Source organism: Nonomuraea indica (assembly GCF_002850745.1).
Classification (GTDB): domain Bacteria; phylum Actinomycetota; class Actinomycetes; order Streptosporangiales; family Streptosporangiaceae; genus Nonomuraea; species Nonomuraea indica.
The window spans coordinates 217330-231107 of record NZ_KZ559472.1 but is presented as its reverse complement, the minus strand read 5'-3'; the positions used below and the strand labels follow the sequence as shown (position 1 = coordinate 231107).

Sequence of the window (13778 nt, the reverse complement as noted above, 5' to 3'; positions counted from 1 at the left end):
CCAGCCGGTGTCGGCGGTTTGCGGTGCGTCCCCGTAGGGAACGGAACGGGATGAGCCGGAGCGACGGCGCCTCCCCGGGCGGGCCGTCCCCTCGCTGCTGCTGTAACTCACACGTCCTCGCATCGTCGTCGGATAGCACGGCGGATTGGGCGTGAGACGCCCCGCCGTCCTCGGGTCTTCACACTCGGCCGGCGAGGTCCGGCGGTCCGTTGCCGAGGACGAACGAAACCGTCAGGTGGTCGCTGGAGCGACCCTGGCAGACCTCGACGGCGCACACACGGTGCTCGTCGTAATCATGAACCATCTTGACGGCTTCTGACGCGACCTTTGCCGGACCGGCATGGCGTGCTGACCGTGGCCCGCGGACATTGGCGGCGTCCGGGGCGTTCGCGTGTGCGCGCGTGGGGCAGGGGCGTGCGTGCGGCGTGCCGACGGGGCGCCGTGCCCCGAGACCCACCCCCGGAAATGCCCCGGTAAGGCCCCCAGGAAGGAAGGGCTGTGCGTCACAGACGTCCGCGTGCCGGGCACGCGGGATGCGGACCGTCGCGATCCTCGCGAGGCCGACGTCCACCACCTTTCTCTGTGACCACATGAGCGCCAGACTACGGCTTTTTGCCCAGTCCTCCCAACGACTCGGTGAAGTCGCTGATTGCGGTGATATAGCGAGCGGACGTATCCTCAGGATGTATCGGCGCGATACATCGACGCGAGAGGAGGCGGTTCCCGTGGCCAGCGGGCAGGGCAGAGTGCTGGAGCTGGCCGTGCTCGGGTCGTTGCACGAGACGCCGCTTCACGGCTACGAGCTGCGCAAACGGCTCAACGCCCTGCTGGGGATGTTCCGCGCGTTCTCGTACGGGTCGCTGTATCCCTGTCTGCGGTCCCTGCTCGCGCAGGGCCTCATCGCCGAGGAACAGCCGGCTCCCACGACGATCGTCGGCGGCCGATCGAAGATCGTCTACAAGCTGACCGCCGAAGGCAAGGAGCGCCTGCAGGAGCTGCTCACCCAGGCCGGGCCGTCGGCCTGGGAGGACGAGAGCTTCGGCGTCCACTTCGCGTTCTTCAGGCACACGGAGGCAGAGGTGCGCCTGCGCATCCTCGAAGGCCGCCGCAGCCGTCTGGAAGAGCGGCTCGACAGCGTGCGCACCGCGCTGGCGCGCACCCGGGAGCGCCTCGACAGCTACACGCTCGAGCTGCAGCGTCACGGTCTCGAATCGGTCGAACGCGAGGTGCGTTGGCTGAACGAGCTGATCGCGACGGAGAGACGGGCCTCGCAAGAGCCCGAGCAAGAGACCACGTCAACTGATGAGTAAGGGAGCTAGTGCGATGGGTTCGGTTCGCGTGGCCATTGTCGGTGTCGGCAACTGCGCGGCGTCGCTGGTCCAGGGCGTGCACTACTACAAGGACGCCGACCCGGACGTACGGGTGCCGGGCCTGATGCACGTGCGGTTCGGTGACTACCACGTGGGGGACGTCGAGTTCGTCGCCGCCTTCGACGTGGACGCCAAGAAGGTCGGCCGTGACCTCTCGGAGGCGATCGTCGCCAGCGAGAACAACACCATCAAGATCACCGATGTGCCGCCGACCGGGGTGACCGTCCAGCGCGGACACACCTTCGACGGTCTGGGCGAGTACTACCGCGAGATCATCGAGGAGTCCGACGAGCAGCCCGTCGACGTCGTCAAGGTGCTGCGCGAGAGCGGCGCCGACGTCCTCGTCTCCTACCTGCCGGTGGGCTCGGAGGAGGCCGACCGCTTCTACGCCCAGTGCGCCATCGACGCCAAGGTGGCGTTCGTCAACGCGCTGCCGGTCTTCATCGCCTCCGACCCCGAGTGGGCCGAGAAGTTCACCGAGGCCGGCGTGCCGATCGTCGGCGACGACATCAAGTCGCAGGTCGGCGCCACGATCACGCACCGCGTGCTGGCCAAGCTGTTCGAGGACCGCGGGGTGGAGCTGCTGCGCACCTACCAGCTCAACTTCGGCGGCAACATGGACTTCATGAACATGCTGGAGCGCACCCGCCTCCAGTCGAAGAAGATCTCCAAGACGCAGTCGGTCACCTCGCAGATCCCGCACGAGATGCGCAAGGCCGACGTGCACATCGGCCCGTCGGACCACGTGCCGTGGCTCGACGACCGCAAGTGGGCCTACGTCCGCCTGGAGGGGCGCTCGTTCGGCGACACCCCGCTCAACCTGGAGTACAAGCTCGAGGTGTGGGACTCGCCCAACTCGGCCGGCATCATCATCGACGCCGTCCGCGCCGCCAAGATCGCCCTCGACCGGGGCGTCGGCGGCCCGATCCTCAGCGCGTCGTCCTACTTCATGAAGTCGCCGCCCGTCCAGCACTCCGACGACGAGGCCCGCGAGTACGTGGAGAAGTTCATCCGCGGCGAAGTCGAGCGCTGACCGGCTCCCGCCCGCGACGGCTCCCTCCCGCGACCGGCCCCCTCCCCGGGGGCCGGTCCGGCGTGCCGGTCAGGCGCGGGCGGCCGGCGGCAGGTCCGACGTCCGGGCCGGGGCCCAGTCCATGGGGTCGGGGCCCAGCGCCACGAGGAGCGGCACCTGCTCCGCGCACCACGGCGAGATGGCCAGCTCACCGCTGAGCACCCCGTCGGCGAACTCCTTCCACGGCATCCACAGCGCCTCCCCCACCTCCTCCGGGTTGGGCACCGCCGGGGCCTCCACGATGACGCGGTAGACGGGGCACAGCTCGTGCTCGACGATGCCGTTGCCCATGACCGCGCGGTAGGCGAAGGTCGGCAGGATCAGGTCGGTGGGAGCCGGCGGCAGGCCCAGCTCGTAGGAGAGCCGGCGGCTGACCGCGTGGTCGAGCGGCTCGCCGGGCAGCGGGTGGCCGCAGCAGCTGTTGGTGAGCACGCCGGGCCAGGTGACCTTGTGGGCGGCCCGCCTGGTCAGCAGGACGCGCCCGTCGCGGTCGAAGACATAGCTGGAGAACGCCAGGTGGAGCGGAGTCTCCTGACCGTGCACCGATGCCTTGGGCGCGGTGCCGATCGCGTGGCCGTCGTCGTCGACGAGTACCACGAGTTCATCAGACGTCACGCTTCGAAGCGTACGTGATCATGTAGGTGCTCAGGGCCCCGATCGGCAACCTGCGGCGCCAACCTCTCCCCTGCCCGGTTCCCGCCCGGCGCCGGCCTCGGGGCGGGCCCCGCGCCCGGACGCCCGGCTAGGCTGACTGCGTGTCGTTCGTCGCCGATCTCCGCGTTGTCCTGCAAGGCCGGGACTTCCGCCGGCTGTTCGGCACCCGGCTGGTGTCCCAGTTCTCCGACGGGATCTTCCAGTTCGGTGTGACGGGGTTCGCGTTCTTCAGCCCCGAGCAGCAGACGACCGCCCTCGCGGTGGCGACCGGGCTGGCCGTGCTGCTGCTGCCCTACAGCGTGCTGGGCCCGTTCGTCGGGGTGTTCATCGACCGCTGGTCGCGGCGGCAGATCCTGGTGATCGCGCCGGTCGTGCGCGGCACGCTGCTGCTCGTGGCCGCCGCGCTCGTGGCGGCCGACACGCCCGACGCGCTGTTCTACGGCGCCGCGCTCGGCGTGCTGGGGGTCAACAGGTTCTTCCTGGCCGCGCTGGGCGCCTCGCTGCCGCACGTGGTGCCGGCCGACCGGTTGATGGCCGCCAACGCGGTCACGCCGACCTCGGGCACGGTGGTGACGTTCGTGGGGGTGGGCCTCGGGTTCGCGCTGCGCGAGGTGTTCGGCGGCGGCGACTCGGGCACGGCGCTGCTGCTCGTCATCTCAGGCGTGGTGTTCGGCCTGAGCGCGCTGATCGCCCGCACGATGGAGCGTTCGCTGCTCGGCCCGTCCCACGACCCCGACCGGCCGCAGGCCCGCGAGGCGGTGCGCAACGTGGTGGCCGGCCTGCTCGACGGCGCCAGGCACCTGGCCGGCCACCGTGTCGCCGCCGCCACGATGGGCGCGATGGCCGCGCACCGGTTCCTGTACGGCATGGCGACGGCCCTGGGCATCCTCCTCTACCGCTACTACTTCACCGACGGCGACGCCGACGCGGCGCTGCGCGGGATCGGCGTGGTGGTGGCCACCTCCGGGGTCGGCTACTTCCTCGCGGTGCTCGTGACGCCCTGGGCCACGGAGCGGTTCACGATCGAGCGCTGGGTGCCGATGGCGCTCGTCTCGGCCGGCGTGCTGACCGGCGTGCTGGTGATGCCGTTCCAGGAGTGGGGGCTGCCCGCGGCGGGCTTCGTGCTGGGGGTCGCCGGGCAGAGCGTGAAGATCTGCGCCGACACCACCGTGCAGCGCGACGTCGAGGACGCCTACCTGGGCCGGGCCTTCTCGATCTACGACATGCTGTTCAACGGCATGTACGTGCTCGCGGCGGCGGTCGCGGCGGCGATCCTGCCGGCCGACGGCAAGTCCTACCCGGCCGTGGCGATCATCGCGGTGGGCTACCCGGTGGCCGCGCTGGCCTACCGGATGATCGCCAAGCCCTCGGTGCCCTCGGCCTGACCCGCCCTCCCGGGCACTCGCGGCGCCGGGCCCGAGGATCGGGGCGCCGGCCGCCTGTCAGGCGACCGGGACGCCGTTGTCGCGGGCCCAGTCGAGCAGCGCCTCCGTGGCGGCCTCCTTGCCGATGACGCCCTTGTCGAGGCGCAGGTCGAGCAGGAACTTGTACGCCTTGCCGACGACGGGGCCCGGCCCGACGCCGAGGATCCGCTGGATGTCGTTGCCGTCGAGCTCCGGCCGGATCTTGGCCAGCTCCTCCTCGTCGGCCAGCCGGGCGATGCGCTGCTCCAGCTGGTCGTACGTGCGCGACAGGGCGGCGGCCTTGCGCTTGTTGCGGGTCGTGCAGTCGGCCCGGGTGAGCTTGTGCAGGCGGCTGAGCAGGTGGCCGGCGTCGCGCACGTAGCGGCGCACCGCGCTGTCGGTCCACTCGCCCGTGCCGTAGCCGTGGAAGCGCAGGTGGAGCTCCACCAGCCGTGACACGTCGGCCACGACGTCCTTGGGGAAGCGCAGCTCCGTCATGCGCTTCTTGGTCATCTGGGCGCCGACCACCTCGTGGTGGTGGAAGGAGACGCGCCCGCCCGGCTCGTGCCGCCGCGTCTTGGGCTTGCCGATGTCGTGCATGAGCGCGGCCCAGCGCAGGACCCGGTCGGCGGTGCCGTCCTCCTCCTGGGCGATGGCCTGGTCGAGCACGGTCAGGGTGTGCTCGTAGACGTCCTTGTGCCGGTGGTGCTCGTCGATCTCCAGGCGCAGCTTGGGCAGCTCGGGCAGCACGTGGGCGGCCAGGCCGGTGTCGACGAGCAGGCTCAGGCCCTCGCGGGGGTTGGCGCCGCAGACCAGCTTGTCGAGCTCGTCGCGGATGCGCTCGGCCGAGACGATCTCGATGCGCTCGGCCATCGCGGTCATCGCGTCGACCACGGCCGGGTCCACCGAGAACCCGAGCTGGGAGGCGAACCGGGCGGCGCGCAGCATGCGGAGGGGGTCGTCGCCGAAGGACTGCTCGGGGGTGCCGGGCGTGCGCAGCCGCCGGGCCGCGAGGTCCTGCAGGCCGCCGTAGGGGTCGGCGAACTCGTGTCCGGGCAGGCGCACGGCCATCGCGTTGACCGCGAAGTCGCGCCGTTCCAGGTCGGCCTCCAGCGTCTCGCCGTACATCACCTCGGGCTTGCGCGACTTGGGGTCGTAGGACTCGCTCCGGTAGGTGGTGATCTCGATCTGCCAGCTTCCCTTGCGCACCCCGACCGTGCCGAAGTCGATGCCTATCGTCCACACCGAGTCGGCCCAGTCGCGGACGAGTTCGAGGACCCGCTCGGGGTGGGCGTCGGTCGTCAGGTCGAGGTCGTTGCCGACGCGGCCGAGGAGGATGTCGCGCACGGGGCCGCCGACGAGGGCGAGCTCGTGGCCGTGGTCGGCGAAGAGCCGGCCGAGCTCGTCGGCCACCGGGGCGATCTTTCGGAACAGGTCAGTCATGGCCCGCTGCTGGTTGTCGGTCAGATTTGAATCGGACAAGCTGGGTAGGTCCTTCGATTCCGGAACATATCCCCCGGGCCACCTGAGGTCCGGGTTACCGTCGGTCAACAGGACCGTCGGGGGCCAAGGAACGAAGGAGCGTGTTATGAAGGACGCCCTCGCGATCCACCGCTGGCTCCTCGCACACCAGGTCCACCATGAGATCGTACGCCTTCCCCGTCCCATCACAGGCGCGGACGAACTGCCCGGGGCCGTCTCCGCACCCCCCGGCAGGTGCGTGGCCGTGACGACGTTCGAGGTCGCCACGCGGATGGAGGAGGAGGTCGTCGCCGTCGTCTCCTCCGTGGCGGCGCCGCCGCTGCCCGGCGTCGTGGGGGGACTCCTGGGCGTGCGCCGGGTACGCCCGGCCTCCGCCTTCACGGTCAACGCCGCCACCGACTACGCCGCCGGCCTGGTCTGCCCGCTCCTGCTGCCCGCCGGGCTCAGGATCCTGATCGACGACCGCCTCCGGCCCGACACCGAGCCGATCTTCACGGCCACCGGCGAACGACACACCGCGCTCCGCATCCGTGCCCTCGACCTGCTGTCCGTCCTCCCCGGCAAGACCGTGGACCTGACGATCCCGCGCCCCGAAGGACCCCGCGTGGCGGTCGCGTCGCGGCACTGAGCCCGTACCATTGCGGGCGTGCGCCGTACTCCTGCCCGGGCGGACGCGTGATCCGGAAGGCCACGCTGCTCGCCGTTCTGTCCACCGCGTTGCTCGCGCCCATGGTCGCGACGACGCCTGGCACGGCTGCCGCCACGACCCGTACGAGCACCGCCGCGAGCGCCCGCCAGGGGCTCAGCCTCACGGTGTCGGCCGTCACGCCCGAGTGGGCCAAGAGCCGCGCCGACGTGATCAAAATCTCGGGCACGATCCGCAACGACACCGGCGCCGCCCTTTCCCAGCTTTCGGTACGGCTGCGCTACTCGTCCCAGCGGCTCCCCGACCGGGCCGCGATCGAGACCTACCTCGCCGACCAGACCGACGCGACGCTCCCGGGCCAGGTGTCCAGCCAGTCGAGCGTGTCCGTCGCGACGCTCGCCGCCGGAGCCTCCATGCCGTGGGAGTTCACCCTCACCCCGGCGCAGTTGCTGCTCTCCTCGTTCGGCGCCTACCCCATCGCCGTCGAGGTCATGCAGCAGAGCTGGCCCCGGCTCGCGGTGCAGCGCACGCTCCTCACCTACGCGCCGCCGACCCAGCCCAAGCTCCCGCGCAACCGCCTGGCCGTCGTCCTGCCGGTCATCGACCAGCCGCACCGCGCCGACGACGGCACCTTCGCCGACGACAAGCTGGGCGCCGCGCTGACCGGCAAGGGACGGCTCGCCGACCTGGCGCGCATCGCCAGGACGGCGCCCCCGACCGTCACCTGGTTCGTCGATCCGGCGCTGCTCGACGACGTCAACGCCATGGTCAAGGGCTACCGCGTCGCCACCGCCAAGAGCGGCGAGGAGACCAGGCCCGCCAACGCCGAGGCGGCGCAGTGGCTGGCCGACATGCGCTCGGCCCTGGCCGCGCCGCCGGTCGTGGCCACGCCGTACGCCGACCCCGACGTCACCGGCCTCGTGCACCAGGGACTCGACGCGCTGACCGGCAGGGCTCTCGAACTCGGCGCCCAGAAGGCGAGCGAGCTGCTCAGGCCCGGCGTGCAGACGTCCGTCAACTGGCCGCCGAACGGCCTGATCGACGCCGACGCGCTCGACGCGCTCGCCGTGGGCAAGGGCTCCGCCCAGGTGCGCAAGGTGCTCCTCAACGCGACCAATCTGCCGCTCCAGAGCGCCACCTCGACCACCACCTCCACGCCCGCCACCGCCGGCACGCCCGCCACGATTCCCGCGGTCACCCCCGACGCCGCCACGACGCTCGACACCGTCAACGGCCCCGTCACCGCGCTCGTCGCCGACGCCGGGCTGAGCCGCACGTTCGAGCCCGGCGGATCGACCTCGACGGTGCTCAGCAGGCAGCGCTTCATCGCCGAGACCGCGACGATCGCGGCGGAGCCCGGCCAGACGAGGCCGCGATCCCTCGTGGTGGCGCCGTCACGCCGCTGGGACCCCAACCCCACGCTCGTCTCCTCCCTGCTCAAGACGGCGGGCAGCCTGCCGTGGCTGACCCTCACCCCGCTCGACTCGATCAAGCCCGCCAAGACGCGGACGCCGCGGGCCGGCCTGACCTACACCGACGCCGACCGCAAGGAGGAGCTCGGCGGCAAGTACCTCGACCCGATCAAGACCGCCTGGGAGAAGGCGCAGCTCACCTCGCTCATCACGACCGACAAGCGGGTGTCCTCCTTCGACGCCGCCGTCCTGCGGCTGGCCTCGTCGGCCTGGCGCAACCAGACGCGCGCCGGGCGCGCGGTGACCCGTACGGTCGACGGCAAGGTGCAGGCCATCATGAACAAGGTGTCGATCACCGGAGCCGACCCCGACCGGCTCCTCACCCTGGCGGGGTCCAACGGCGTGGTCCCCGTCAGTGTCAAGAACACCATGTCCGACGAGGTCACGGTCGACGTCGAGGTCACCTCCAACAACCCCCGGCTGCTGCGGGTGGAGCGCCTGCCGTCCAACCGGCTGGTGATCGGCGGCGACGGGCAGAGCGGCACCCTGCAGGTCCCGCTGACGGCCTCGCCGAGCGGCAGCGGAGACGCCACGGTGACCGTGCAGCTCAGGACGTCCGACGGCCAGGCGTACGGCAAGCCCGTCAAACTGACCATCCGGACCACGGGCTACACCGGCATCGCCCTGGTGATCGTGGGGGCGGCGCTGACGGTGATGCTGGCCGCGGTGGTCACGCGGGTGCTCAGGCGCAGATCGCAGCGACGGCTCGCGCGGGCCGCCAGGACACGGGAAAGTGAGACCGTATGAGCCGCATGCTGCGGGCCAGTGCCGTCATGGCCGCGGGCACCATGGTGTCGAGGGTCACCGGCTTCGTGCGGACCATGGTGCTGGCGTACGCGGTCGGCACCGCCGTGCTGGGCGACGCCTACAACGTGGCCTACGCCATCCCCTACAGCATCCTCGACCTGCTCCTGCTCGGCGTGCTCAGCAGCGTCGTGGTGCCGATGATCGTGCGGGCGCAGAAGGAGGACCCCGACGGCGGCCGGGCCTACGAGCAGCGCCTGCTCACGCTCTCCACGGTGGCGCTGGCCGTCGTCGCCCTGCTCGCGGTGATCGCCGCCCCGCTGCTCATCGACCTCTACACCACCGGCTGGGAGCCGGGCAGCCGCAAGTACGAGGTCGCGGTGCTGCTGGCCAGGCTGATCCTGCCCCAGCTCGCGTTCTTCGGCGTCGGCGCGGTCGCCGGAGCCATCCTCAACACCCGCGACCGCTTCGCCGCGCCCATGTGGGCGCCGGTGCTCAACAACATCGTGGTCATCGGCGTGCTGCTCCTCTTCGCGATGGTGGCCGGCGACCTGGACGGCGACGTCTCCCGCGTCACCGACGGCCAGCTCGCCCTGCTCGGCCTCGGCACCACCGCCGGCATCGTGGCCCAGGCCGCCGTCCTGGTCGCCGCTCTGAAGCGGACCGGGTTCGTCTTCACCCCCCGCTTCGACGTGCGCAACGCGCGGCTCGGCGAGATGGGCAAGGCCGGCGTGTGGACGATCGGCTACGTGATCGTCACCCAGCTCGGCTTCATGCTGACCACCAACCTGGCCAGCGCGGCGGGTGACGCGGTGCCCAACCACGGCATCACGCCGTACACGTTCGCCTTCCAGCTCTTCCAGCTCCCGTACGGCGTCATCGGCGTCTCGGTGATCACGGCCATGCTGCCGCGGATGAGCCGGGCGGTGACGGAGCAGCGCTTCGGCGACGTGCGCGGCGAGTTCGGGTCGAGCGTGCGGCTGATCGCATCGATCATGGTGCCGGTGTCGCTGCTGCTCATGGTGCTCGGGCCGGCGATCACCGTGCCGATCTACGCCCACGGCGTCACCACCGTGCAGGACGCCGTCTACATCGGCAACGTCCTCCAGGTGTACGGCCTGGCGCTGGTGCCGTTCGCGATCTTCCAGTTGCTGCTGCGGGTCTTCTACGCCTTCGGCGACACGCGTACCCCGGTGTACATCGGAGCGGCCACGACGGCGGTGAACGCGCTGCTCATGTGGATCATGTACCAGCTGCTGCCGTTCGCCTACACCGTGATGGGGCTGGCTTTCGCCTACGCGGTCGCCTATGCTCTCGGCGCTGTGGGCGCCTGGTGGCTGGCGAGCCGCCGCGTCCGCGGGCTCGGCGGCTGGCAGATCGGCTGGGCGCTGACCCGGATGTACCTCGCCGCGCTGCCCACGGCCGCGCTGGCGCTGGCCTCGGTCTGGGCGGTACAACTGATCTTCGGCGGGCTCGGGTTCGTCAGCTCGCTGATCGTCCTGGCGGTCGGCGGCGGGCTCGGCATGCTGCTGTACCTGGGGGTCGCCCACCGGATGCGCATCCCGGAGGTCAACTCGATCGTCGGGACGGTTGCCGGGCGGGTAGGCCGGTAAAGAACACGGGCGGAACCGACACGGCACTAGCATGGTGCCCACACGCGCGAATGGAAGCAGGAGGGGCGTGGGCGGATCCACCCGGCATAGCGTGCCTACGTGGGACACCACGCAGGTGAGACGAGTCATGAGCACGCCCACGAGCGGAGTAAGTCAGTGAGCACGTCGGCGGTCGAACCCGGCACCCGTCTCGCCGAGCGCTTCCGGCTCGAAGACCGCGTCGCGGAGTCCGACGGCGCCACCCTGTGGAAGGCCATCGACGAGATCCTCGCCCGTCCCGTCGCCGTCCTCACCTTCTCCCCCGACTTCCCCCGCGTCCACGAGGTCGTCACGGCCGCGCGGGCCGCCAGCCGGCTCACCGACCCGCGCCTGACCCAGGTGTTCGACGCGGCCGAGGACGACGACCACTCGTACGTGGTCAGCGAGTGGGTGACCGGTGACACGCTCGCCGACCTGGTGGCCTCCGGCCCGCTGGACCCGGAGCGGGCCGCCGGGCTGGTCGCCGAGGCGGCCGAGGCCCTCGCCCACGCCCACGAGGCCAACCTCCACCACCTGTGCCTGCGGCCGTCCCATCTGATCTGGACGACCGGCAACACGGTCAAGGTGCTCGGTGTGGCCGTCGACGCCGCCCTGTCCGGGCTCACCACCGACCAGCCCGCGCTCGACGACGCCGAGGGCCTCGGCCGGCTCCTCTACGCGGGGCTGACCGGCCACTGGCCCGGCGACGAGGAGGACGACAGCCTGCCCGCCGCCCCCATGGACGACGGGCATTTCTGCACCCCGCGCCAGGTCACCGCCGGGGTGCCGAGCTATCTCGACACGGTCACCGTGCGGGCCTGCCTGCCCGAGTCGCGCAGGGGGCAGCCGGCGCTCGCCAGCCCGGCCGAAGTCGCGGAGTCGCTGGCGGGCGTGGCCAGGCCCATGCCGATCCCGCTGCCCTACCACTCGTCGCCGCCCTCGGTGACGTCGGCGTCCCCCTCCGAGGGGCCCGGCACCGACCGGCACACCGCGATTCCGCAGCCCCGCCCCACCATGCAGCGACCGGCGCCCGTCCAGCACGGCGGCACGGTCAACCGGGTGCTGATGACCGTCGTGGTGCTGCTCGTCATCGCCGCGGTGGGCGTCGGCGCCTGGACGATCGGGCGCAGCCTCGGCAGCCCGAACACGCCGGAGGCGCAGACCTCGCCGACGGCCGGCTCCGCCACCCCCAAGGCGGCGCCGCACGCGGTCAAGCCGAAGAAGGCCGCGGCCTTCGACCCCCCGCCCGGCGACAACGAGGAGAACGAAGGCGCCGAGCTGACCCTCGACGGCAAGCCGAGCACGTTGTGGAAGACCGACACCTACGCCAACGCCGAGTTCGGCAATCTCAAGGACGGCGTCGGCCTGATGCTCGACATGGGCAAGTCCATGCAGATCAGCGACGTGGTGGCGACGCTGTCGAAGGCGTCGGGGGCCACGGTCGAGCTCAAGGTCGGCGACAGGCCGGAGCTGTCGTCGTTGAAAACCGTCGCCCGCGCCAAGGACGCTTCTGGCAAGATCACACTGACGCCCGAGGAAGCCGCAAGCGGCCAGTACGTTTTGATCTGGTTTACGAAACTTCCGGCCGACTCGGACGGGTACCGTGGCACCATCTATGAAGTAGTGGTGCACTCCCCCGGATCGGCATAATTTCAGGAACCCCTCTTGTGAACTCCCCACCCGAGACACCCTCATCCGCGGAACGGCCGGCGGTCAGCGACGCCGAGCTGCTGACCGCGCACATCAACGGGGATCCACACGCGTTCAGCGAGATCGTCAAGAGGCACCGCGACCGCATGTGGGCCGTCGCCCTGCGCACGCTGGGCGACCCCGACGAGGCCGCCGACGCCGTGCAGGACGCCTTCGTCTCCGCCTACCGCAAGGCCGCCACCTTCCGGGGTGAGGCGGCCGTAACCACCTGGCTGCACCGGATCGTCGTCAACGCCTGCCTCGACCGGATGCGCCGCAAGTCCATCCGGCCGGTCGCCGACGACGAGCTGATCGAGGCCGCCGAGCGCGACACGCCGCTGCCCGACCAGACGGGCGAGCGCGAAGTCTCCATGGAGGTCTCCGCCGCGTTGAAACTCCTGCCCGCCGACCAGCGCGCCGCCCTCGTCCTGGTCGACATGATGGGTTATTCGGTCGAAGACGCAGCTCAGGTGCTGCAGGTGCCGAGCGGGACGGTGAAGAGCCGCTGCGCTCGGGGAAGAGCCAAACTCGCCCCAATTCTTTCGCATCTACGGAACCGTTCCGACTTCACTCGCGTCTCATCCGCGAAGGGAGCAGAACTTCGTGACGGGTGATACGCACTACGATCTGGACACCCTGGCCGATCTGGCCGAGGGTCTCCTGGACGCCGGCAAGGCCCGCCAGGTCCGCGACCATCTCGCGGTATGCGACCCATGTGGGGAGCTCCTGGCCGACCTTGCGGCGGTTCGCGAGGTGCTCGCGGCGACTCCCACCCCGGCCATGCCGATGGGGGTCGCACTGCGCATCGACAAGGCGCTCGCCGCCGAGGCCGAGTCCCGGAAGGGAGGTGTGGGCCTCGCGGAAACACCTGACTGGGACGAGCTCATGCGGGACGCCCCGTGGGAGCGGACGGCGGCCGTGTACGAGCCGGCGTTCCGGCGCGTTTCCGAGCCCGCCGCCGGGCAGCCCTCCGTCGAGGAGCCCGCGGCCGAGCGGGTCTCCGAGCCGGTGCGCCTGGGGGTGGTGGCCGACGACGGCTCCATCGTCCCGGCCGCGCTGACCGAGCGGCGCGCGTCCCGGCGGCGCCGGTGGGCGATGCCCGCCGTGGCCGCGGCCGCCGCTGCCGCCGTGGTCGGCACGGCGGTGGTCTCGACGGGGATGCTCGCTTCGGGCACGGGTACGGACGGCGCGGGGCGGCAGGTCGTCGCCCAGCCGTCCACGCCCGCCAAGTCGTCCACGCCGGCCAAGGACTCGCTGCGGGCCAGGCCGTACGCGCTGACCGACAGCGGCCACAACTACAGCGACGCCGAGCTGCGCCAGCCTCTCGAAGGCTTCTTCGGCCCGGCCCCCATCTTCAAGGGGGCCTCCGAGGACGCCGCCCAGGTGGCCAAGTGCGTGGACCGGGTGTCCAGCCGGACGAAGCTCACCATCTTCGCGGTGGACCAGGGCCAGTACAACGGCCAGGAGGCGGTCATCCTGGCCTCGCGCAAGAGCGAGAACGCCAAGAAGATCCGGCTCGACATCGTCGATCCGTTCCGCTGCAAGAACCTCCGCAAGCCGACGATCGGCCGCTGGTAGCATCGTTCTCCCACGTCAGAGCCCGCTTCGGCGGGCT

Annotated in this window: 12 protein-coding genes; 9 read left to right on the top strand and 3 right to left on the bottom strand. The window is 71.1% G+C overall.

What is annotated here, in order from left to right:
• Positions 1-178: 178 nt before the first annotated feature.
• Positions 179-592, bottom strand: coding sequence for a DUF5318 family protein (locus tag CXR44_RS19785; protein ID WP_101787557.1), 414 nt, complete (start codon positions 590-592; stop codon positions 179-181).
• 133 nt (positions 593-725) lie between these two features.
• Here CXR44_RS19785 and CXR44_RS19780 point away from each other — a divergent pair, with 133 nt between their 5' ends.
• Both CXR44_RS19780 and CXR44_RS19775 read left to right on the top strand, forming a co-directional pair.
• Positions 726-1310 (top strand): PadR family transcriptional regulator, encoded by a 585-nt coding sequence (locus CXR44_RS19780; RefSeq protein ID WP_101787556.1) that lies wholly within the window; start codon positions 726-728, stop codon positions 1308-1310.
• 13 nt (positions 1311-1323) lie between these two features.
• A complete protein-coding gene (locus tag CXR44_RS19775) occupies positions 1324-2403 on the top strand; it encodes an inositol-3-phosphate synthase (RefSeq protein ID WP_101787555.1) in 1080 nt (359 codons plus the stop codon).
• Between the two features lie 69 nt (positions 2404-2472).
• Here CXR44_RS19775 and idi read toward each other — a convergent pair whose 3' ends face one another.
• A complete protein-coding gene (idi, locus tag CXR44_RS19770) occupies positions 2473-3057 on the bottom strand; it encodes an isopentenyl-diphosphate Delta-isomerase (RefSeq protein WP_101787554.1) in 585 nt (194 codons plus the stop codon).
• A 140-nt stretch (positions 3058-3197) separates the two neighbouring features.
• Between idi and CXR44_RS19765 the strand changes: the two genes are divergently transcribed.
• Positions 3198-4481, top strand: coding sequence for an MFS transporter (locus CXR44_RS19765; RefSeq protein ID WP_101787553.1), 1284 nt, complete (start codon positions 3198-3200; stop codon positions 4479-4481).
• Between the two features lie 57 nt (positions 4482-4538).
• On the opposite strand, the gene CXR44_RS19760 is transcribed toward CXR44_RS19765, so the two are convergent.
• A complete protein-coding gene (locus CXR44_RS19760) occupies positions 4539-5942 on the bottom strand; it encodes a CCA tRNA nucleotidyltransferase (protein WP_101787552.1) in 1404 nt (467 codons plus the stop codon).
• Positions 5943-6087: 145 nt separating this feature from the next.
• Here CXR44_RS19760 and CXR44_RS19755 point away from each other — a divergent pair, with 145 nt between their 5' ends.
• The 6 genes from CXR44_RS19755 (at position 6088) to CXR44_RS19730 (ending at position 13741) form a co-directional block, all read left to right on the top strand.
• The gene (locus CXR44_RS19755; protein ID WP_101787551.1) at positions 6088-6609 is read left to right on the top strand and encodes an aminoacyl-tRNA deacylase; all 522 of its coding nucleotides are present in this window, start codon (positions 6088-6090) and stop codon (positions 6607-6609) included.
• A gap of 47 nt (positions 6610-6656) precedes the next feature.
• On the top strand, positions 6657-8846 hold the full coding sequence (locus CXR44_RS38945) for a DUF6049 family protein (RefSeq protein ID WP_144070020.1): 2190 nt from the start codon (positions 6657-6659) through the stop codon (positions 8844-8846).
• Positions 8843-10456, top strand: a complete 1614-nt coding sequence (gene murJ, locus CXR44_RS19745; protein ID WP_245899274.1) for a murein biosynthesis integral membrane protein MurJ — start codon at positions 8843-8845, stop codon at positions 10454-10456. Before CXR44_RS38945 ends, murJ begins: the two co-directional genes overlap by 4 nt.
• Before the next feature lie 156 nt (positions 10457-10612).
• A complete protein-coding gene (locus tag CXR44_RS19740) occupies positions 10613-12124 on the top strand; it encodes a protein kinase family protein (RefSeq protein WP_101787550.1) in 1512 nt (503 codons plus the stop codon).
• 17 nt (positions 12125-12141) lie between these two features.
• On the top strand, positions 12142-12777 hold the full coding sequence (gene sigM / locus CXR44_RS19735; RefSeq protein ID WP_101787549.1) for an RNA polymerase sigma factor SigM: 636 nt from the start codon (positions 12142-12144) through the stop codon (positions 12775-12777).
• Positions 12767-13741 carry an anti-sigma factor family protein gene (locus CXR44_RS19730; protein WP_101787548.1) on the top strand — a complete coding sequence of 325 codons (975 nt, stop codon included), beginning with the start codon at positions 12767-12769 and terminating at the stop codon, positions 13739-13741. The genes sigM and CXR44_RS19730 overlap by 11 nt, the downstream gene beginning before the upstream one ends.
• Positions 13742-13778: the final 37 nt, after the last annotated feature.